Here is a 19,421-nt window from a genome sequence, read left to right on the forward strand (position 1 = left end):
GCACAATAGATGCGATGCCGGAATACGAATTTACCGACGTGTACGTCCCGCGCGGGGTGTCCCGCAAGGAGGCGACGCGGCTGCTGACCGACCACGCGGAATACGGACACTGGGAGTTGGACAGACTGACGCTGCTGCGCAACGGCGGCCGCCGTGTGCGGCTGCGGCGTCGCATCATCCGCCAGGTGCGCGGCACCTGGTGATCCCGCCCGGCCCCGGAGCCGGGCCGGAGCGGGCCCCCACCTGCGGGGACCCGCTCCTTGCCGTGTCCGGCGCGGTGGGGCTACGCGGCGGAGCGGGCGCGGCGGTACAGGATCGCACCGGCCAGCAGCAGGCCCGCACCGACGGGGGCGGCGACCCCCAGGGTGTCCATGCCGGTGGAGGCGAGCTGCTCGTCCCCGTGCGGCGTGACGGTCTGCGCGCCCGGGGTGTTCGGGCCGCCCGGCGCCTCCGGTGTGACGGGGGTCTCGGGCGTCCCCGGGTTGCCCGGGGTACCGGGCCCGCCCGGGTTGCCGGGAGTACCCGGCTGACCGGGGTTGCCGGGAGTGCCCGGGTTGCCCGGCTCGCCGGGGTTCCCCGGAGTACCCGGCTCACCGGGGTTGCCGGGAGTGCCCGGGTTGCCCGGCTCACCGGGGTTCCCCGGAGTGGTCCCCCCGGGAGCGTTGGCGCAGTCGTTGCCGAACGCCGGGTTCAGCAGGCCGCCGATCGTGATGCTGTTCCCGCAGGCGTTCACGGGGACGTCCACCGGTGCCTGGACGTTGTTGCCCGAGCCCACGCCCGGCGAGTTGCTGGTGGAGCCCTCCGCGTGCGCGCCGCCTCCGTGGCCGCCCGCCCCGGAGCCGCCCCGCGAGACGTTGGCGCACGAGTTGCCCATGGCGGGGTTGAGGAGCCCCACGACGCTGACCGTGTTGCCGCAGGCGTTCACCGGCACGTGGACCGGAGCCTGTACCGAGTTGCCGGACAGCACGCCCGGCGAGTTCGACGCCCCGCCCGTCGCGCTCGAGTCCGCCTGCGCGTACCCCCCGCCGAGCGCGAGCACACCGCCCGCGGCCGCCACGGTGATCAGGCCCTTGCGCGTGACCTGTCGCATGTCTGATGCCCTGCCTTCCGACTGTCAGGAATCCCCCGGTCCCTGTCCGGGGAGGAACAAGCGGGCGGCCCCGGGGTGCATGGCACGCACTCCGGAGCCGCCCGCGGACCGGACCCGGGCACCTTCGGAGGCCGGGCCGGAACGTCTGACGGACGTCAGGCGTTGACGCAGGTGTTGCCGAAGGCGGGGTTCAGCAGGCCGATCACGTTGACCGTGTTGCCGCACACGTTCACCGGAACGTGGATCGGCGCCTGGATGGCGTTGCCGGAGAGCACGCCGGGGGAACCGACGGCGGCACCGTGGGCACCCGAGTCGGCCATGGCCACACCCGCACCAGCGAGCACCAGACCACCGGTGGCAGCCGCAGCAGCGACGACCTTCTTGATCATTATTCCTCCTTGTTGGCAAAACGGCCCCAACCTCGGACCGCACCACCTGTAACGAGGAGGCCGGAGGGGAGCTACGAGCCGAAACCTCCTTTCACTCTTTCCGGTGGGTGATGAACAGATGGCCGAACCGCGCTCAGCACTGGTCGATGAAGCGGTCCAGGACGCGCACGCCGAAGGTCAGGCCGTCCACGGGGACGCGCTCGTCCACGCCGTGGAACATTCCGGCGAAGTCCAGCTCGGGCGGGAGCTTCAGCGGGGCGAAGCCGAAGCAGCGGATGCCCAGGTCGTCGAAGGACTTGGCGTCCGTGCCGCCGGAGAGCATGTACGGCACGGCGCGGGCGATCGGGTCCTCGGCCCGCAGCGCGGTCTGCATGGCGTCCACCAGGTCGCCGTCGAAGCTCGTCTCCAGCGCCTTGTCGGCGTGCACGTCCTCGCGGCGCACCCGGGGTCCGAGCAGCCGGTCGAGGTCGGCGAGGAACTCCTCCTCGTAGCCGGGCAGGAACCGGCCGTCGACATGGGCGGTGGCCTGCCCGGGGATGACGTTGACCTTGTACCCGGCGCCGAGCATCGTCGGCGCGGCGGAGTTGCGCAGCGTGGCGCCGACCATCTTGGCGATGCCGCCCAGCTTGGCGAGGGTGGCGTCCATGTCCTCCGGGTCGAGGGGGGTGCCGAGGGCGTCGGACAGCTCGTCCAGGAAGGAGCGGACGGTCTTGGTGACCCTGATCGGCCACGTGTGGCGCCCCAGGCGGCCCACGGCCTCGCAGAGTTCGGTGATGGCGTTGTCGTCGTTGGTCATGGAGCCGTGGCCGGCGGTGCCCTCGACGGTGAGGCGCATCCAGTGCATGCCCTTCTGGGCGGTCTCGACCAGGTAGAGCCGCAGGTTCTCGTTGACGGTGAACGAGAAGCCGCCCACCTCGCCGATGGCCTCGGTGACCCCCTCGAACAGGCCCGGGTGCTTGTCCACCAGGTACCGGGCCCCGTAGGTTCCGCCGGCCTCCTCGTCGGCGAGGAAGGCGAGCACGATGTCCCGGGGCGGCTTGCGGCCGCTGCGCAGGCGGTCCCGCACCACGGCCAGGGTCATGGCGTCCATGTCCTTCATGTCCACCGCGCCGCGGCCCCAGACGCAGCCGTCGGCGATCTCGCCCGAGAACGGGTGGTGCGTCCAGTCCTCGGCGTTGGCGGGGACGACGTCGGTGTGGCCGTGGATGAGCAGCGCGGGCCGGGAGGGGTCCTCGCCCTCGATACGGGCGACCGTGGAGGCCCGGCCCGGGTGCGACTCGAGGATCTGCGGTTCGAGGCCGACCTCGGCGAGCTTCTCCGCCACGTACTCCGCGGCGGCGCGCTCACCGGGACCGGAGTGGTCGCCGTAGTTGCTGGTGTCGATCCTGATCAGCTCGCGGCAGAGGTCGACGACCTCGTCCTCCCCCGAGACCGCCCGATCCGTGCTGGACTCGCTCACGCTGTTCCTCCCACTGTCGCTGCTGGTGGTCCGCTCCCCATCCTCCCGCTCCCGGGCACCGGGCCCAAGGGGCTCCCCCGGGAGTCCGGGGGTGTGATCGGGGGCGCGGAATGTTTGCTATGGTTTTCCACGTCGGAGCGGCCAGGTGCCGCACGGCAGACACCTGGTCCGGGTGGCGGAATGGCAGACGCGCTAGCTTGAGGTGCTAGTGCCCTTTATCGGGCGTGGGGGTTCAAGTCCCCCCTCGGACACCAGCAGAGACCCCAGTGATCTGGGGTTTTTTGCGTTTCTGGGCAGTGGCGGGACCGACCACGTGACCAACAGCCCAGCGAATCCCCAGGTCAGACCAGGGATGACAGGCCGAGTCGGCCCGCACCGGAGGCGGCGGGCTTCCGCGCTCCGTCCTTACGTGAGTGGCCGTACCGGGCCATGGTGCAGCCCGGCGAGTGGCGCCGGACGTTCGCGGAGACCTGCGCGGGAAAGGGACCGCGCTACGGGCAGCGCTTCACGTCCTGGACCCTTCCTTGGGGCGGTTCCTCGCTGCGCACACCACATCCGGAATCACCTCCGGCGCCAGCCTGGTCAATCACCTGTGGGAACAGCAGGAGGCGACGGCCGAGACGGAGCACGGGCGCGACGTCCGGGCCCTGGTGGTCGAGGAGGAACGGACGGAGGTCTTGAAGCGGGTCACACGCGACCCGTCGTTCACCACCAAGCTCCGGGCTGCGTGGGACGGGGCGACGCTCCGCAACACGGCGAAGGAAGAAGCCCAAGAGGTTCAGGGCCCCGCCATGGTGCTCCATTCGCACATCACGCCGAGCGACTGGGCCGAGTACGCAGGGGAGTCCGAAGCGGCGGGAGGCTCGCACAACCGCATCCTGCCCTACGCTCGGTAGAGCGAAGGGCGCTCAGCTACCTGATCCGGGCTGAGACCGTCCACGGTCAGGCTGCCGGTCCACAGATGATCTCGGTTGGCGTAGGTGGCTTCGAAGCTGACGCGCTTCCCACCGGGCTTCAGCTTCCAGCCCTGGTCAGGGAACTGCGCGATGCGGTCGCTTCCGCAGACGAACGCCCGGGTCGCCTGGATCAGAATCCACTGTGCGAGTTCGGTTTCCTTGGTTGCGGACCTGCCACAGGAACGGGCCATCTGCCACAGCCGTGGCCACTCGACACCGGGGGTCAGGGGGCCGATCACGGCCACGTCCCCGATCCGGCGTTCGTCAAGATGGTGGGTGGCGTAGCCGAAGACCGTGCCGAACATCGCGAACACCGTGACCCGACTCCGTTGGGTCAGGCCCTCGTCCTTGCTGCTCATCTTTGGAACCCTTGGCTGTGGCGGTCCGGGCGCCTTAGCCACGCCCGGACCGCTTCCGTTCAGTGAGAGTGGATCAGCAGCCGTCGCCGTCACCGCAGCACGCGGGCGGGTTGCAGTCCTTCGCCGCACCCCACAGCCGGTCATCGATGTGGAACCCGGCGGCCCTGACGCGGTCCACCACGGAACCGATCAGCGGCCGGGTGCGGACGGTGGCCTTGGGCTCGTGTCCGAGGAAGAACCCGAACTGCTCGTCGCACCAGGCGGCGTATGCCTGGGTGTGGAGCACGAACGAGTGCCATCCGGGGTCCACGGCGTCGGACGGGGTCATGTCGAACGCGCGGGTGTCGCCCATGACCTTGAGAAAGGCAAGGGCCTGGTCCACGATCCTGCGGGCAGTGGACAGCTCGTGTCCGTACTCCTCCGCGCAGAACTCCGAAACCTTCTCGAACAGCTCGGGACTCACGAGGTCCCGCCCGCGCCGTAAGGCGACGGGAGATTCCAGCATCGTCGTCATAGGTGGTACTCCTCTCGGGTCAGACAATGGGCGGAGGCGGGAACCGGTCCCCGCCGGTATCTCCGGACTTGTCTCCGGGGTCGGTCCTGCACTTCCTCTCGGTGCGTGTGCCGGCCGAGGTCCCGCTCCCGCAAGGGGCGGGGGTCAGAGGGGAGTTGCGGGCAGTCGAAGAGCTTCGGCGATCTGCTCAACCACATCGGCCGGGATCATTCCGAAGTCCACGTAGGCCCGTCCGTTGTGGGCCACCGTGGGCCGAAGGCTGTTCTGCACGGCCTCAGAAACGCCGAGGGCGGCCAAGGCCGCGCGTACGGACTCCGAAGCGTTTTCGGCACGGCCCCAGGAGTCCCGCACGTCTGCGTGTCCATCAGTGGCCCGTGCCGTGCATCCGCATGAGGATGTCGCAGTCCGTAGAAGTCGCCTGGTCGCTCTCCAGCTCTGCGGCCTTACGGAGCTGTGCCAACCACGCGCACTCCGGGCAACCCGGAACCGGCCGGGGGCGGGGGCGCAAGGGGGCGATTCCCGGGGTCTTCCTGTCTCTGAGTGGGTTCCGTCTTCATCGCGCCGCGCCCCTCCTGATCGCTTCCGAAGTCGATGGAACGACCCTAGGGAGTGGCGAATCCACGCAGCTACGCTCTTGCACGAGCTTGCACGGGGACTACCCGAGAGACGTAATCGCCTCTGAGATCAGAGCCCGAGCGGCAGCACCGTGGACCGCGATCTTGGACAGCTGTGAGAACGCCTTCGCATAGGTGGCAACCTCGCTGGGGGCAGTCACGTTCACGGCGGCCGTGAGCAGCTCGACGCTCGCTTGGCGGCTGTCGAACAGGTAGAAGGCTTCCAGGGGCCAGACACGGCGCTGAGTCGTGAACGGGATGACTCCAAGGCTCACGTTCGGCAAGGCCATGAGTGCCAGGAGATACCCGAGCTGGCCGGCCATGGTGGCCTCGTCGCCGATCCGGTAGCGGAGCACCGTTTCTTCCAGGAGCACAGCGAACCGGTGGTCACCCTCATGGAGAACGCGTGAGCGCTCGATCCGGGAGGCGGCGGCCGTTTTTGAGTCGTCCGGGGTTCCTTGGAAGGCCGCGATGGTCGAGAGCAGGGCGGCGGCGTATGCCTCGGTTTGAAGCATCCCAGGGACCACGTTCGAGCAGTACACACGGAACTGGCGCGTTTGCTCATACAGGGGAACGACTTCCTCCTGTGCCCGGCGCATGCCGTGCCGGTGGAGCTTCTGCCAGTGCACGTACATCTGATCGGCTTGCCGATTCGCCGCGATCAGGTCCTCTGCCTGGCCCTCGGCTCCGCATGCCTTGCACCAGGCGCGGATGTCGGCGTCAGACGCGGGTGTCTTGGCCCGCTCGATGCGTGACGACTTGGCCGGACTCCAGCCACAGCGAAGGGCCAGCTCATGCCCGGTCAGCTCCGCCTCTCTGCGCAGGCCCCCGAGACGGGTGGCGATGGCTTCACGGGCAGCCTGGGCACTGGACGAGGGGGATGCAGACATGAGTTGGCTCTTCGCGATTCGTCAGGTCAGACCGAGTACTTCTCGTGTGGGATACCGCGCTCCCACACTGCCTCGAACGCTGCGGAGGCCAGTGCTGCAACGGCTGGTTCGGACCGTACCTCCCAACCGGGCTCGGACCAGCTCCCCTCCCCTGTGAAGTGGTTGAAGAGCACGATCTCCTCGTCGAACACCCAGCAGTCGTTCCCAGGGAGTGCGATGTCGGAAGCCTGACGGCGGGGAAGCCAGCGGACCTGCTCCCCGGCGTGGAGGTTCACCACGGTGCCAGCGTGCTCGTACCGGATGTACTCCGTGACCGGCTCCGACACCACACGGGCCCGGCGGACGACGACTCCCCGGGCCACGGTGCCGCGAATCAGATCAACCCAGGGCGCCCAGTAGGCAGAGGCAGGGTCCACGTCGCGTTGGCCTGTGCGCTGCCAGTTCTCGAAGTCCTCGGCCTCGTCGCCCACCCCGTACGAGTCGCGCATCTCCAGGTGCACCGCCGAGTGCCGGGCCGCCGCCAGCAGCTCGCCAAAGCCCGGTTCCTTCTGCGACATCGCACGCCTTCCTCAGCATCGGCACCATGCGGGCCGGAATCCGGATCACTGCTTCGTGTGGCGGAATGCCCGGCGCATGGCCGGGAACCTCGAACGCGGCGCACTCCGCCTCTAGCTTCTCGTCTGGCTTCCAGCCTTGAAGCACCAGCTCCCCCTTGTCCTCGTCCACCCATACGGTGGGGGAACCCTGCTGCCCCGTGTCTGGATCAATCCCGATGAACCGTAGTGCCATGGCTGCCTCCGGTGTCGAGTGGCTTACGCCAACTTGCACGAGCATCGTTCCGGCTGCGTCTGAGCGTCAAGGCTGACGATCGTTCGCAGGGCCCTTGTGGGACGGTTCTCGGCCACCTGGAAGGCTGTGGCCCGAGAGTTGGCCACGTGGCCAGCGCATGACCGGCAACGCGCGGGAACGGGGATGACGGGGCGGATCGCCGTCGCTCTCGCCCTCCTGTCCGTGTCCGCCGAGGAGAAGGACCGATGAGAGTGCTGCCCGCCGTCACCAGGCGTGACGAGTTCGCTGTCCTGGTCGTCAGGACCGACTACAACGACGACCTTGCGTGGCAGGACGTGGCGGCGGCACTGACGGAGCCCCGGGGTGGCAGGCAGGACGCGGCGCACATCCACTTCGTCGACGATCCGGTCTGGGCGGGGGCGACCCTCGACGAGGTGCTGACCGCGGTCCGCGGCGACGACGACCTGGCGGTGGTCTTTCTCGCCGACCGTAGGACGATGCAGGCCGAGGGCCACGCACTGCAGGCGGTCACCACGCTGACGCGGGAGGAGTGCGTGGACGACGAGGACTACGAGCAGCTGACCGAGTTCGGCCGCGCGTTCCGCACCGGCCCCGCAGGGGTTCATGACGTCCACGCGAACCTGGCCATCGGCAACCTGGGCTTCGAGGAGTACGCGGCACGGGCTCACGACGATCCCGAAGGGATCTTCCGGTCCTTCTGAACGGGGCTCGCCGAAGTGCGGCCGGAGCCCCGCGCTTCCGGTGGTGCCGCTCGGCCACGCGCCGCACGGTACGGCCGACCCCGCGGGCGGAGTCCGGGTCCGCCGGTCACCGGATGCCCTCGTCGCAGGAACGCCCGCCCCTCTCCGGACCCCGCGCGGTCGCGGTGGTGCCGCTCCGTTCCCGGACGGTCGACGGACCCGCCCGCCGGAGCGGGAGGAGCCGTCGGTGGGGGCCGTGCAGGCCGGAGCGGGCGCAGCCGCTCGGGGGCCGGCGTCCGCCGGGTCCCGCACCGGCGCGCCGCACCGGCCCCCGGGGGTCGGCCCCGGTGTCGTCCTCGGGGCCGGGCATAGAGTCGTACCCGTGCCCCGCAGACGCTCCTCCCGGCCGGTGTCCCCCCTCCCCCAGCGCGAGGGCGTGGACCCGGTGCGGTTGCGGCTGCCGCCGGATCCGGAGGGAGCGTGGACGACGGTGCGCGACCACCTGGTGGCGCGGTACGGCCGGGCCGTCGGGGTGGAGTGGGTCGACGCCCTGCTGGCCGGCGGCGGCTTCGTCGGCGAGGACGGCCCCGTGCGGCCGGACGACCCCTATACCGAGGGGCGGTCCATCTGGTTCCACCGCGCGCTGCCCGCCGAGCCCCGGGTGCCCGCCGAGGTGGGGATCGTCCACCGGGACGCGCACCTGGTGGTGGCCGACAAGCCGCACTTCCTGGCCACGATGCCGCGCGGGGGGCATGTCGCCGAGACGGCGCAGGCCCGCCTCCGGCGGGACCTGGGGCTGCCCGCGCTCCAGCCCGCCCACCGGCTGGACCGGGTGACGGCGGGGCTGGTGCTGTTCGTGGTGCGCCCCGAGGAGCGGGGGGCGTACCAGACGATGTTCCGGGACCGGGCGGTGCGCAAGGAGTATGAGGCGCTCGCGGTCCACGACCCCTCCGTGGAGCTGCCCAGGACCGTGCGCAGCCGCATCGTCAAGGAGCGGGGGGTGCTGGCGGCCCGCGAGGAGCCCGGCGAGCCGAACAGCGAGAGCCGGGTGGAGCTGATCGGGGTGCGCGACGGGATCGGCCGGTACCGGTTGCTGCCGCGTACCGGCCGGACCCATCAGCTGCGGGTGCACATGAACGCGCTGGGCCTGCCGATCCTGGACGACCCGCTGTACCCCGTGGTGCGCGAGGCGGGGTCGGAGGACTTCGGCCGCCCGCTGCAACTGCTCGCGCGGATGCTGGAGTTCACCGACCCCGTGACGGGTGAGCCGCGCCGGTTCACCAGCCGGCTGCGGCTGGCTCAGTGGCCCCGGTCGATCCACTCCTGAAGGCCCGGGGCCTCCCGCCCGATGGTGGTGGCGTCCCCGTGCCCGGTGCGCACCACGGTCTCCGGGGGCAGGGTGAGCAGCCGCTCGCGGATGGAGTCGATGATCGTCGGGAAGTCGGAGAAGGACCGTCCGGTGGCCCCCGGGCCGCCCTGGAACAGCGTGTCCCCGGTGAACACCGTGCCGAGTTCCGGTGCGTACAGGCAGACGGCCCCGGGTGCGTGGCCGGGGGTGTGCAGCACGGTCAGGGCCGTGCCGGCGACGGTGAGGACCTGGCCGTCGGCGAGTTCGCCGTCGGGGGCGCGCTCGGGGTGGGTCCGCTTCCACAGGGGCAGGTCGTCGGGGTGGAGCAGGACCGGTGCGCCGGTGGCCTCGGCGAGTGCCGGTGCGGCGCCGACGTGGTCGTCGTGGGCGTGGGTGCAGACGATCGCGCGCAGGCGCCGCCCGTGGAGCGCCGCCTCGATGGCCCCGGCGTCGTGTGCGGCGTCGATGACGACGGCCTCGGTGTCGTCGCCGACGATCCACACGTTGTTGTCGACGTCCCAGGTGCCGCCGTCGAGGGAGAAGGTGCCGGAGGTGACCAGGTGGTCGATGGTCGCGGGCATCAGAGCACCACCACCGAGCGCAGGACGTCGCCCTCGTGCATCCGGGCGAAGGCCTTCTCCACGTCGCCGAGGCCGATGGTCTCGGTGACGAAGGCGCCGAGGTCGATACGGCCCTGCTGGTGGAGGTCGATCAGCATGGGGAAGTCGCGTGAGGGCAGGCAGTCGCCGTACCAGGAGGACTTCAGGGCCCCGCCGCGGCCGAAGACGTCCAGCAGGGGGAGTTCGAGGGTCATCTCGGGGGTGGGGACGCCGACCAGGACGACGGTGCCGGCCAGGTCGCGGGCGTAGAACGCCTGCCGGTAGGTCTCGGGGCGGCCGACGGCCTCGATCACGACGTCGGCGCCGAAGCCGCCGGTGAGGGCGCGGATCGCCTCGACGGGGTCGGTGGAGCGCGAGTTGACCGTGTGGGTGGCGCCCATGGCCTTGGCGGTCTCCAGCTTGCGGTCGTCGATGTCGACGGCGATGATCGCGGCCGCTCCGGCGAGGCGGGCGCCCACCACGGCGGCGTCGCCGACGCCTCCGCAGCCGATCACGGCGACCGTGTCCCCGCGCCCCACCCGGCCGGTGTTGACGGCGGCGCCGATGCCCGCCATGACGCCGCAGCCGAGGAGCCCCGCGACCGCCGGGGAGACGTCCGGGTCGACCTTGGTGCACTGGCCGGCGGCGACCAGGGTCTTCTCTGCGAAGGCCCCGATGCCCAGGGCGGGCGAGAGCTCGGCGCCGGTCTCGGCCAGGGTCATCTTCTGCCGGGCGTTGTGGGTGTCGAAGCAGTACCAGGGGCGGCCGCGGCGGCAGGCGCGACAGCGTCCGCACACGGCGCGCCAGTTGAGGACGACGAAGTCCCCGGGGGCGACGTCGGTGACGTCGTCGCCGACGCTCTCCACGACGCCGGCGGCCTCGTGGCCGAGCAGGAAGGGGAAGTCGTCGTTGATGCCGCCCTGCTTGTAGTGCAGGTCGGTGTGGCAGACCCCGCAGGCCTGGATCCGCACCACCGCCTCTCCGGGGCCGGGGTCGGGGACGATGATCGCCTCCACCCGGACCGGCTCGTCCCTGCCGGGTGCGATCACGCCGTTCACCTGCTGCGGCATCCTCGGACCTGCCCTTCCTCTCACGGTGGTGTCGCCCCCCACTATGGCCCGTCGGCCGGTCCCGCGGGGACCGTACGCCCGGGGCCGCGCCGCGGGCGCGCACGAGGCGGCCGCCCCGCACCCGCCGCGGACGGCTGGACGCGGGGCGGCCGGGTGGCGGTGCGTCAGCGACCGCTGCCCGCGGCGAGTTCCCGGACCCGGCCGCGGACCAGGAACCACCCGCCGACGAGCGCCGCGGCGATCAGCGGGAGGCAGTTGACGGTGGTGCGGGCGATGCCGCCGTCGAGCCACATCAGGACCAGGACGGAGGCCAGGAACAGCAGGGTGGCCAGCTGGGTGAAGGGCGCGCCCGGCAGTCGGTAGCCGGGGCGGGTGAGCGCACCCTCCTGGGAGCGGATCCAGAAGACCAGGGAGCACAGCATGATCATGGCCCAGGTGCCGATGATGCCGACGGAGGCGAGGTTGAGCACGAGCTCGAAGGCCTCGCCGGGCATGACGTAGTTGAGGACGACTCCCGCGACGCCGAAGCCCGCGGTGAGCAGGATGCCGCCGTAGGGCACGCCTCCCCTGTTCATGACGCCGGTGAAGCGGGGCGCGGAGCCCGCCAGCGACATGGAGCGCAGGATGCGGCCGGTCGAGTAGAGGCCGGAGTTGAGGCTGGAGAGGGCGGCGGTGAGCACGACGAGGTTCATCACCCCGGCCGCGCCGGGGATGCCGAGCCGGTCGAAGACGGTGACGAAGGGGCTCTCGCCGGCCGAGTAGGCCGTGTAGGGCAGCAGCAGCGCGAGCAGGATCACCGAGCCGACGTAGAAAAGGCCGACGCGCCACATGATGGAGTTGATCGCCTTCGGCATGATCTTCTCCGGGTTCTCGGTCTCGCCCGCGGCGACGCCGCAGAGTTCGACGGAGGCGTAGGCGAAGACGACGCCCTGGATGAGCAGCAGCATCGGCATGACGCCGGAGGGGAAGATGCCGCCGTTGTCGCCGATGGTGGCGAGGCCGGGGGTGTGTCCGCCGATGTCGTGCGAGGTGGCGACCAGGACGATGCCGATCAGCATGAACACGACGAGGGCCGCGACCTTGACGATGGCGAACCAGAACTCCATCTCGCCGAAGTACTTCACCGAGATGAGGTTGGCGGCCAGCACCACGGCGAGGGCGATCAGGGCGAGCACCCACTGGGGGACGTCGCTGAACATGGACCAGAAGTGGGCGTAGGTGGCGGCCGCGGTGATGTCGGCGACCGCGGTGGTCGACCAGTTGAGGAAGTACAGCCAGCCGGCGGTGTAGGCGCCCTTCTCGCCCATGAACTCCCGGGCGTAGGAGACGAACGCACCCGAGGAGGGGCGGTAGAGGACGAGTTCGCCGAGCGCGCGGACGACGAGGAAGGCGAAAACGCCGCAGACGGCGTAGGCGAGGAAGAGCGAGGGCCCGGCGTTCGCCATCCGGCCTCCGGCCCCGAGGAAGAGGCCGGTGCCGATGGCGCCGCCGATGGCGATCATGTTGATGTGCCGGGACTTGAGGTCCTTGCGGTACCCGGCGTCGCCCGCGTCGACGTGGGGCGCGCCCGGGGCGCCGGCAGGGGTCTCGGCCGCGGCGGTGGCGCGGTCACTCATAGGGGTGTTCGCCTTCGTGAGGGGATGAATCCGGTCAGCGGCCGAGAGTCGACGGCCTGCCGGACCGGGGTGGGGCGGTCACCGGGCAGGCCGCGCCAGAGTGTGGGCCTCCGGCGGATGATCAACGGCAACCCTGGGATCTTGGCAGTGCTGAGGGCCAGTCAGATAGCGATCTGAGGTATTTCAGAGGTTCCACAGTGATGAACCAAGGCTGTCGAGCCGATCAACCCGAGACGAGGAGGCCCAGGGAGCCAGCACGTCCGGCTCGCCGAGTGCGCCCGCGACACTCTGCCGGGTGAGCCGCTCCGCCCACCCGGCATCGCCTTCGCGAACATCCCCGGCGGGCTGCGCATGCAGGGTGACGGCGGCAGCACGATGGGGCGGACGGCGCCGCCGGGGCCGGGTCCGGAGTCCCGGACACCACCGGGCGGCGGGTGCGCCCGGCGAGGACCTCCGCGACCGCGTCGCGCACCGTGCGCACCGTGCGGAGCCCCCGTCCGGCCCGGCGGGGAGGCTCCGGGGAGCGCTCCGGGCCTGGCCCGTCATGGAGACGCCGGTCTCCGTCGTCGGCCCTCGCGAGGGTCCCGCTGCCCTCCCTCGTGCCGTGACGGGCCCGGGCGGGCCGGGTGGGCCGGGCGGGCCGGGTGGCCCGGGTGGACCGGGCGGACCGAGTGGCCCGAGTGGGCCAGGCGGGCCGGGTGGGCCGGGTGGGCCGGGTGGGCCGGGTGCCAGAATGCCGCCATGGAGAACCAGCGCCCGTCCGCCGCCCCGCCGTCCGGCCCGCGGGCCGCTCCGCCCGGCCGTCCGGACGACCCCGCCGAGGAGGTGCTGGACGTCGTCGACGCCGAGGACCGGGTCGTCGGCAGCGCCCCCCGCGGGGAGGTGTACGCCAGGGGGCTGCGCCACCGCTGCGTGTTCGTGCTCGTCCGCGACGGGCAGGACCGGATCTTCGTCCACCGGCGCACGGCCTCCAAGCTGGTCTTCCCCTCCCGGTACGACATGTTCGTCGGCGGGGTCGTCGGCACGGGAGAGGGTTACGACGAGGCCGCGCTGCGCGAGGCGGAGGAGGAACTGGGGGTGAGCGGACTGCCCCGCCCCCGTCCGCTGACGCGTTTTCTGTTCACCGGCGGCGAGGGCGTCGGCGAGTGGTGGTCCGCGGTCTACGAGGTCCGCTGCACCCTGCCGGTGCGCCCGCAGGCGGAGGAGGTCGCCTGGCACTCCTTCCTCACCGAGGAGGAGCTGACCGCCCGGCTGGAGACCTGGCCGTGGGTGCCGGACGGCCTCGACGCCTACCGGCGGGTGCGCGCGCTGCCGGAGGTGTGAGCCGCCCGGCGCCCGCACGGCGGCGGGGGCTCCCGGAGGGCCACCGGTAGGGTGCGCAGCGTGAGTGATCTGGTTCGGAGTCTGCGCCTGTGGTTCTCTCCCGGCCGCGTCCGGGACGAGGGCGAGACACCCGACTACCGCTTCTCGCTCGCCAACGAGCGGACCTTCCTCGCCTGGATCCGCACCGCGCTCGCGCTGATCGGCGGGGGGTTCGCCGTCGACCAGTTCCTTCCCGACCTGCGCTGGGGCGTCCGCGCGGGACTGGCGCTCGCCCTGATCGGCACCGGAGCGGTCTGCGCGGTGCGGGCCGTCGACCACTGGGTGCGCTGCGAGCGGGCGATGCGCCGGGGCGAGGACCTGCCCGGCTCGCGGTTCCCGGCGCTGCTGGCCGTGATGGTGGCCGTGGTGTCGGTGGTGATGGTGGTCGTCGTGGCGCTGGGGGACGCGTGACGGCGCCCGGCGGCAGGGACCCGGGGCTCCAGCCGGAGCGGACCCGGCTGGCCTGGCGCCGCACCACCCTGACCTGGGTGGTCGTGGCCGTGCTGGCGATGCGGCAGGTCCTCGACGCGGGGCGGCTCGGGCGACCGGGCGCCCTGGCCCTCGGCGCGGGGGCGGTGGCGCTGATCGGCTTCCTCGCCGTGGCCCACCGCAGGATCACCGCGATGTCCGCGCCCCGCCCCGTGGTACTGACCCCGGCGGGAGCGGTCGCCGCGGCGGTGTGCACGCTGGTGCTCGCCGCCTTCGCCGTGACCGTGGTGACCTGAGGGCGCGGTACGCGGGTCGGCCCCGCCGCCGGACCACCCGCCCCGGCGCGGCGGCCGCCCGGAGGCGCCGCGCAGCCGCCCGGCGGCCCGCCGGGGACCGCGGGGCGCCTCAGCTGCAAAGTGCCCTCCGGCCGGGCACGGTGGTCGCCGCGCGCTCCCGCCCCCGACCCCGCGCCCTCGTCCCCCGGACACCCCGGTGTCCGCCGGGGCGACCACGTCGGCTACGCCCATGACGGGCACCTCGGCCGCGAGCACGCCGGGCAGCGGGACGAGTGCGGGGCCGGGGAGCACGTCGCGCACAGCGGACACGCCCACGAGCACGGCTCCGGCCGCGGCCGTCCCGCCCGTGGTGCACGGGGACGATGCGGACTACGTCCGCGGCGGGCCCCGCCACGCCCGCCGCCGGGACGACCACCGAGGGCCCCGGGGCACCGGAGGCCGGTGCCCGGGCGGGGCCGCGCGCCCGGCGCACGCCCTCGCCTCCGCTCGGCGGGCGGACTCCCGCGGCACGCCCGCCTTCCGTCCGGCCGGCGGGGAGTCGTGTTCCCCCGTGCCTCCCCGGCTGGCAGGCTCGGTGCGCGTCCAGACCCGACCGGTCCCGGCCGGTCCGACCCGGGGGAGCCCTCGTGCCCGCGACCGATCCGCAGACCGTCCGCCTCGCACCGCAGGTGCACGCCCGCCTCCAGCCCGACGGCGGCTGGTGCCTCAACAACGCGGGGTTCGTCAGCGACGGCGGGACCACCCTGCTGGTGGACACCGCGGCCACCGAGCGCCGGGCGCGGGCGCTGCGGGCGGCCCTGCTGGCGACCGGCGCGCCGCTGCCCCGGCTGCTGGTCAACACGCACCACCACGGGGACCACACCTACGGGAACGGCGTCTTCCTGCCCGAGGCGGTGGTGGTCGGGCACGAGGCCTGCCGCCGGGAGGTGCTCGCGGCGGGCCGCCAGCTGCACCTGCTGTGGCCGGAGACCGACTTCGGCGAGATCACCGTCACGCCCCCGGCGCTCACCTTCACCGACCGGCTGACCCTGCACCTCGGGGAGACGGAGGTGCGCCTGCTGCATCCCGGGGGCGTGGCGCACACGGCGGGTGACACGGTGGTCCACCTCCCGGAGCAGCGCGTCGTCTTCACCGGCGATCTCGTCTTCCAGGGCGGTACCCCGTTCGTGGCGACGGGGTCGCTGAGCGGATCGCTGCGCGCCCTGGCGCTGCTGCGTTCCCTGGACGCGGAGACCGTCGTCCCCGGCCACGGGCCGCTGACCGACCCGTCCGCCTACGAGGTGACGGAGGCGTACCTGCGCTTCGTGGCGCGGCTGGCGGCCGAGGGGCGGGAGAAGGGCCTGACCCCGCTGGAGACGGCGCGGGCGGCGGAGCTCGGGGAGTTCGCGGCGCTGCGGGAGAGCGAGCGGCTGGTGGCCAACCTGCACCGCGCCTACGCGGAGCTGGACGGCCTGCCGGAGGGCTCCCCGCTCGACCCGGTCGCGGTCTTCGGGGACATGGCGGCGCTGAACGGGGGCGTGCCGGTGGCCTGCCACGCCTGATCCGGGCCCGGGCGCCGGGGCGGGCGGGGGCCGCGGCCCGGGGGCGCCCCCGCACTGGACGACATACCGACTGGTCGGTCATGATGGGCCGCGTCCAGGACCGACCCCCGAACCACCCCCGGAGGTGCGCACCATGAGCCCAGCCCCGCAGGGACTCGACCCCGAGAAGCTGCGCGGACATCTGGACCGCGCACGGCCCGGGACGGTGCGCGGCCCGCTCGACGCGACACTCCTCCAGGGCGGGCGCTCCAACCTCACCTACCTGGTCACCGACGGCAGCGACCGGTGGGTGGTGCGCCGCCCACCGCTCGGCCACGTCCTCGCCACGGCCCACGACATGAAGCGCGAGCACCGCGTGATCAGCGCCCTCGCCCCGACGGCCGTGCCCGTGCCGGAGCCGCTGCTGCTGTGCGAGGACGACTCGGTGCTGGGGGCGCCCTTCTACGTGATGGAGTTCGTCGAGGGCACCCCGTACCGCACCGCCGAACAGCTCGCCCCGCTCGGCCCCGGGCGCACCCGGGGCGCGGTGCTCTCGCTCGTCGACACCCTGGTCGACCTGCACGCCGTCGAACCGGACTCCGTCGGCCTGGGCGACTTCGGCCGCCCGGACGGCTTCCTGGACCGCCAGCTGCGCCGCTGGGGCAAGCAGCTGGACGCCTCGCGCGGCCGGGAGCTGGCGGGGATCGACGAGCTGCACGCCGCCCTCGGCCGGAGCCTGCCGCGCTCCCCCGCACCGGCCGTCGTCCACGGGGACTACCGGCTGGACAACGTGCTGATCGGCGAGGACGACCGGATCACCGCCGTCCTGGACTGGGAGATGTCCACGCTCGGCGACCCGCTGACCGACCTCGGTCTGCTCGTGATGTACAGCAGGCGCCTGGAGCTGCCGGACTCCCCCGTGAGCACCACGGCAGCGGCCGCGGGCCACCCCGAACCGCAGGAACTCGTCGACCGCTACGCCGAACTCTCCGGCCGGGACACCTCGGCGATCTCCTGGTACACCGCCTTCGCCTGGTTCAAGCTGGCCGTGATCCTGGAGGGCATCCACTACCGGCACACCCTGGGCCGGACGGTCGGCCCCGGCTTCGACCGGATCGGCGACCTCGTCCCCGTCTTCATCGGCCACGGACTGTCCACCCTCCAGGAAGGCTGAGCCCCCATGGACTTCGCATTCGACACCCGCACCGAGGAGCTCCGGGGCCGCCTGCTGGCCTTCATGGAGGAGCACGTCCACCCGGCCGAGGCCATCGAGCAGGAGCAGCGGTCACGGCTGGCCTCGCCCTGGGACACCCCGCCGATCGTGGAGGAGCTCAAGGCCGAGGCGCGCCGGCAGGGGCTGTGGAACCTGTTCCTGCCCGACGCGGAGCACGGGGCGGGCCTGACCAACCTGCAGTACGCGCCGCTGGCCGAGATCACCGGCCGCAGCCCGCACCTGGCCCCCACGGCTCTCAACTGCGCGGCTCCGGACACCGGGAACATGGAGCTGCTGGCCCAGTTCGGCGACGAGGAGCAGCGCAAGCGGTGGCTGGAGCCGCTGCTCGCCGGCGAGATCCGCTCCGCCTTCGCGATGACCGAGCCCGAGGTGGCGTCCTCCGACGCGACCAACATCCGCACCCGGATCGACCGCGACGGCGACGACTACGTGGTCAACGGGCGCAAGTGGTACATCTCCGGGGCGATGAACCCCCGGTGCGAGGTCTTCGTCGTCATGGGCCGGACGGACCCCGAGGGCGAGGACGTCCGGCGCCGGCAGTCCATGGTGCTCGTGCCCCGGGACACCCCGGGCGTGGAGGTGCGCCGGGCGATGCGGGTCTACGGCTACGAGGACCACTCCCACGGCGGTCACGCCGAGATCGTCTTCACCGATGCGCGCGTCCCGGCGTCGCACCTGATCGGCGGGGAGGGCGAGGGGTTCGCCATCGCCCAGGCGCGGCTGGGCCCCGGGCGCATCCACCACTGCATGCGGCTGATCGGCATGGCGGAGCGGGCGATCGAGCTGATGTGCCGGCGGGCGGTGTCCCGCGAGGCCTTCGGCGTCCCGCTGGCGCGGCAGGGCGTGGTGCACAACTGGATCGCGGACGCCCGGGTGACGGTGGAGCAGCTGCGGCTGCTGGTGCTGAAGACGGCCTGGCTGATGGACACGGTGGGCAACCGGGGGGCGCACACCGAGATCCAGGCCATCAAGATCGCGACGCCGCGCGCGGTGGTGGACATCCTGGACTCGGCGGTCCAGCTGCACGGGGCGGGCGGCGTGAGCCAGGACTTCCCGCTGGCCGAGCTGTGGGCGGCGGCGCGCACGCTGCGGCTCGCGGACGGCCCGGACGAGGTGCACCAGCGCTCCCTGGCCCTGCGCGAGTTGAAGCGCTACCGCTGAGCCGCGCCCTGACGCCCCGGGGCCGGCCCGCCCGGCCCGGGGGCGTCAGTAGCCGGCCGGTGGCGTGTGGTCGGCCAGGGCGAGGGCGCGGACGAAGCGCAGCACCCTCAGCGCGGCCCGGGCGGCGCACCGCCTCGGCCGGCCCGTGTGCGAGCCGTAGGCGGCGGCCCACAGCCGCGGCAGGCCCTCGTTCATACCTCCAGGCTGACCCCCCGGCCGGCCGGCCGCCACCGCCCGGGGCGGCGCGCGGCCCTCAGGGCCGCAGGGCGCGCAGCAGCAGGTCGGCGAGGTGGTCGGCCACCTGCTGCTTGCTCAGCGGGCCGTCCGCGCGGTACCAGGTCGACAGGTGGTGCACCGAGCCGAAGTGGTAGTCGACGACCAGGTCGGCGGGGGTGGCGGTGGAGAACACGCCGGTGCGCTGGCCCTCCTCCACCAGGGCCCGGAAGCGCTCGTGGTAGCGGCGCCGCTCGGCGCGCACCTGCTTGTGCTTCTCCGGGCTGAGGTGGTGCATGGAGCGGAAGAAGATGGCCGCGTCGTCGAGGTTGTCGATGGTGGTGACGACCACGTCGGCGGCGGCGGCGCGCAGGCGCTCCTCGACGGGCGCGTCGGCTCCCGCGAAGGCGTCCAGGCGCTCCTGCTGTACGCGCAGGACGCGGGAGTAGACCTCCTGCAGAAGGTCCTCCTTGGAGCCGAAGTAGTGGTAGAGGGCGCCCTTGGTGACACCCGCCGCCTCGACGATCTCCTGGACGGAGGTGCGGTCGTAGCCCTGCTCGGCGAACAGGCGGGTGGCGGTGGCCAGCAGCCTCTGCGGTACGGGGGTGCCGTCCCCGTCCGTCGTCCTGGCCATCGCCGCCACCCGCCCTTCCTGCCGGTTCCGTCCGGTCTCGTCCGTGCCGCCGCGCGGGGTGCCGCGCGTCCCCCGGGCCCGCCCGGGTGGGCCCGCGTCCGGGAGTCGTGTTCCCGCCCGCAGATCTTCCCATTCCCCGGCGGCCCGGGGCGCGCGGGGCCGCAGCCGGCCCCCGGGC

General features: G+C 72.6%; 22 protein-coding genes, 1 tRNA gene and 1 pseudogene. 11 read left to right on the forward strand and 13 right to left on the reverse strand.

Annotated elements, in window-relative coordinates; genetic code table 11:
• The first annotated feature begins 14 nt into the window (after nucleotides 1-14).
• A complete protein-coding gene (locus ACGF15_RS09955) occupies nucleotides 15-203 on the forward strand; it encodes a DUF5703 family protein (RefSeq protein ID WP_345615495.1) in 189 nt (62 codons plus the stop codon).
• Between the two features lie 80 nt (nucleotides 204-283).
• Here ACGF15_RS09955 and ACGF15_RS09960 read toward each other — a convergent pair whose 3' ends face one another.
• The 3 genes from ACGF15_RS09960 to ACGF15_RS09970 form a co-directional block, all read right to left on the reverse strand.
• The gene (locus tag ACGF15_RS09960; protein WP_362613476.1) at nucleotides 284-1,090 is read right to left on the reverse strand and encodes a chaplin family protein; all 807 of its coding nucleotides are present in this window, start codon (nucleotides 1,088-1,090) and stop codon (nucleotides 284-286) included.
• Between the two features lie 155 nt (nucleotides 1,091-1,245).
• Nucleotides 1,246-1,479: a chaplin gene (locus ACGF15_RS09965; RefSeq protein ID WP_256524407.1), complete on the reverse strand. Its 234-nt coding sequence runs from the start codon at nucleotides 1,477-1,479 to the stop codon at nucleotides 1,246-1,248.
• A 133-nt stretch (nucleotides 1,480-1,612) separates the two neighbouring features.
• Nucleotides 1,613-2,938 carry a M20/M25/M40 family metallo-hydrolase gene (locus ACGF15_RS09970; protein ID WP_345615493.1) on the reverse strand — a complete coding sequence of 442 codons (1,326 nt, stop codon included), beginning with the start codon at nucleotides 2,936-2,938 and terminating at the stop codon, nucleotides 1,613-1,615.
• Nucleotides 2,939-3,104: 166 nt separating this feature from the next.
• On the opposite strand from ACGF15_RS09970, the gene ACGF15_RS09975 reads away from it, so the two are divergent.
• Together ACGF15_RS09975 and ACGF15_RS09980 are read left to right on the forward strand one after the other, a co-directional pair.
• Nucleotides 3,105-3,192 (forward strand) — tRNA-Leu (locus ACGF15_RS09975).
• 270 nt (nucleotides 3,193-3,462) lie between these two features.
• Complete coding sequence (locus ACGF15_RS09980) at nucleotides 3,463-3,834, forward strand: hypothetical protein (RefSeq protein ID WP_392797576.1); 372 nt, start codon at nucleotides 3,463-3,465, stop codon at nucleotides 3,832-3,834.
• Here the strand turns inward: ACGF15_RS09980 and ACGF15_RS09985 are convergent.
• From ACGF15_RS09985 to ACGF15_RS10005, 5 genes and pseudogenes are all read right to left on the reverse strand, one after another.
• Nucleotides 3,822-4,253: a hypothetical protein gene (locus tag ACGF15_RS09985; RefSeq protein ID WP_392797578.1), complete on the reverse strand. Its 432-nt coding sequence runs from the start codon at nucleotides 4,251-4,253 to the stop codon at nucleotides 3,822-3,824. The two genes, ACGF15_RS09980 and ACGF15_RS09985, sit on opposite strands and share 13 nt — an antisense overlap.
• A 73-nt stretch (nucleotides 4,254-4,326) precedes the next feature.
• Nucleotides 4,327-4,767, reverse strand: coding sequence for a hypothetical protein (locus ACGF15_RS09990; protein WP_392797580.1), 441 nt, complete (start codon nucleotides 4,765-4,767; stop codon nucleotides 4,327-4,329).
• A 655-nt stretch (nucleotides 4,768-5,422) separates the two neighbouring features.
• A complete protein-coding gene (locus ACGF15_RS09995) occupies nucleotides 5,423-6,271 on the reverse strand; it encodes a helix-turn-helix domain-containing protein (protein ID WP_392797582.1) in 849 nt (282 codons plus the stop codon).
• 26 nt (nucleotides 6,272-6,297) lie between these two features.
• The gene (locus ACGF15_RS10000) at nucleotides 6,298-6,828 is read right to left on the reverse strand and encodes a DUF6879 family protein (RefSeq protein WP_392797584.1); all 531 of its coding nucleotides are present in this window, start codon (nucleotides 6,826-6,828) and stop codon (nucleotides 6,298-6,300) included.
• A pseudogene (locus tag ACGF15_RS10005) lies at nucleotides 6,818-7,060 on the reverse strand (hypothetical protein); the annotation flags it as partial. The pseudogene ACGF15_RS10005 and the gene ACGF15_RS10000, both read right to left, overlap by 11 nt.
• A gap of 245 nt (nucleotides 7,061-7,305) precedes the next feature.
• Here ACGF15_RS10005 and ACGF15_RS10010 point away from each other — a divergent pair.
• Both ACGF15_RS10010 and ACGF15_RS10015 read left to right on the forward strand, forming a co-directional pair.
• Entirely contained in the window at nucleotides 7,306-7,782 is a 477-nt protein-coding gene (locus ACGF15_RS10010) for a DUF6924 domain-containing protein (protein ID WP_392797586.1), read from the forward strand.
• A 361-nt stretch (nucleotides 7,783-8,143) separates the two neighbouring features.
• Complete coding sequence (locus tag ACGF15_RS10015; RefSeq protein ID WP_392797588.1) at nucleotides 8,144-9,088, forward strand: RluA family pseudouridine synthase; 945 nt, start codon at nucleotides 8,144-8,146, stop codon at nucleotides 9,086-9,088.
• On the opposite strand, the gene ACGF15_RS10020 is transcribed toward ACGF15_RS10015, so the two are convergent.
• The 3 genes from ACGF15_RS10020 to ACGF15_RS10030 all read right to left on the reverse strand — a co-directional run bounded on the left by ACGF15_RS10020 (nucleotide 9,061) and on the right by ACGF15_RS10030 (nucleotide 12,394).
• Nucleotides 9,061-9,690, reverse strand: coding sequence for an MBL fold metallo-hydrolase (locus ACGF15_RS10020; protein ID WP_345615489.1), 630 nt, complete (start codon nucleotides 9,688-9,690; stop codon nucleotides 9,061-9,063). The genes ACGF15_RS10015 and ACGF15_RS10020 overlap by 28 nt on opposite strands.
• Nucleotides 9,690-10,778 (reverse strand): S-(hydroxymethyl)mycothiol dehydrogenase, encoded by a 1,089-nt coding sequence (locus ACGF15_RS10025; protein ID WP_392797590.1) that lies wholly within the window; start codon nucleotides 10,776-10,778, stop codon nucleotides 9,690-9,692. Before ACGF15_RS10025 ends, ACGF15_RS10020 begins: the two co-directional genes overlap by 1 nt.
• A gap of 164 nt (nucleotides 10,779-10,942) precedes the next feature.
• Nucleotides 10,943-12,394: an amino acid permease gene (locus tag ACGF15_RS10030; protein ID WP_392797592.1), complete on the reverse strand. Its 1,452-nt coding sequence runs from the start codon at nucleotides 12,392-12,394 to the stop codon at nucleotides 10,943-10,945.
• Between the two features lie 741 nt (nucleotides 12,395-13,135).
• Here ACGF15_RS10030 and ACGF15_RS10035 point away from each other — a divergent pair.
• From ACGF15_RS10035 to ACGF15_RS10060, 6 genes are all read left to right on the forward strand, one after another.
• Entirely contained in the window at nucleotides 13,136-13,717 is a 582-nt protein-coding gene (locus ACGF15_RS10035) for an NUDIX domain-containing protein (RefSeq protein ID WP_345615486.1), read from the forward strand.
• A gap of 60 nt (nucleotides 13,718-13,777) precedes the next feature.
• Nucleotides 13,778-14,167 carry a DUF202 domain-containing protein gene (locus ACGF15_RS10040; RefSeq protein WP_345615485.1) on the forward strand — a complete coding sequence of 130 codons (390 nt, stop codon included), beginning with the start codon at nucleotides 13,778-13,780 and terminating at the stop codon, nucleotides 14,165-14,167.
• Complete coding sequence (locus ACGF15_RS10045; protein WP_392797594.1) at nucleotides 14,164-14,481, forward strand: DUF202 domain-containing protein; 318 nt, start codon at nucleotides 14,164-14,166, stop codon at nucleotides 14,479-14,481. Before ACGF15_RS10040 ends, ACGF15_RS10045 begins: the two co-directional genes overlap by 4 nt.
• A 626-nt stretch (nucleotides 14,482-15,107) precedes the next feature.
• A complete protein-coding gene (locus tag ACGF15_RS10050; RefSeq protein WP_345615483.1) occupies nucleotides 15,108-16,022 on the forward strand; it encodes an MBL fold metallo-hydrolase in 915 nt (304 codons plus the stop codon).
• Nucleotides 16,023-16,155: 133 nt separating this feature from the next.
• Complete coding sequence (locus ACGF15_RS10055; protein WP_362611721.1) at nucleotides 16,156-17,175, forward strand: phosphotransferase family protein; 1,020 nt, start codon at nucleotides 16,156-16,158, stop codon at nucleotides 17,173-17,175.
• A 6-nt stretch (nucleotides 17,176-17,181) separates the two neighbouring features.
• Complete coding sequence (locus ACGF15_RS10060; RefSeq protein WP_392797597.1) at nucleotides 17,182-18,396, forward strand: acyl-CoA dehydrogenase family protein; 1,215 nt, start codon at nucleotides 17,182-17,184, stop codon at nucleotides 18,394-18,396.
• 45 nt (nucleotides 18,397-18,441) lie between these two features.
• Here ACGF15_RS10060 and ACGF15_RS10065 read toward each other — a convergent pair whose 3' ends face one another.
• Both ACGF15_RS10065 and ACGF15_RS10070 read right to left on the reverse strand, forming a co-directional pair.
• On the reverse strand, nucleotides 18,442-18,591 hold the full coding sequence (locus ACGF15_RS10065; RefSeq protein WP_345615480.1) for a hypothetical protein: 150 nt from the start codon (nucleotides 18,589-18,591) through the stop codon (nucleotides 18,442-18,444).
• A gap of 58 nt (nucleotides 18,592-18,649) precedes the next feature.
• Nucleotides 18,650-19,243, reverse strand: a complete 594-nt coding sequence (locus ACGF15_RS10070; RefSeq protein ID WP_345615479.1) for a TetR/AcrR family transcriptional regulator — start codon at nucleotides 19,241-19,243, stop codon at nucleotides 18,650-18,652.
• Nucleotides 19,244-19,421 lie beyond the last annotated feature (178 nt).

The sequence above is a fragment of the Streptomyces sp. NPDC048001 genome (genome assembly GCF_043203115.1).
Lineage (GTDB): Bacteria > Actinomycetota > Actinomycetes > Streptomycetales > Streptomycetaceae > Streptomyces > Streptomyces sanyensis.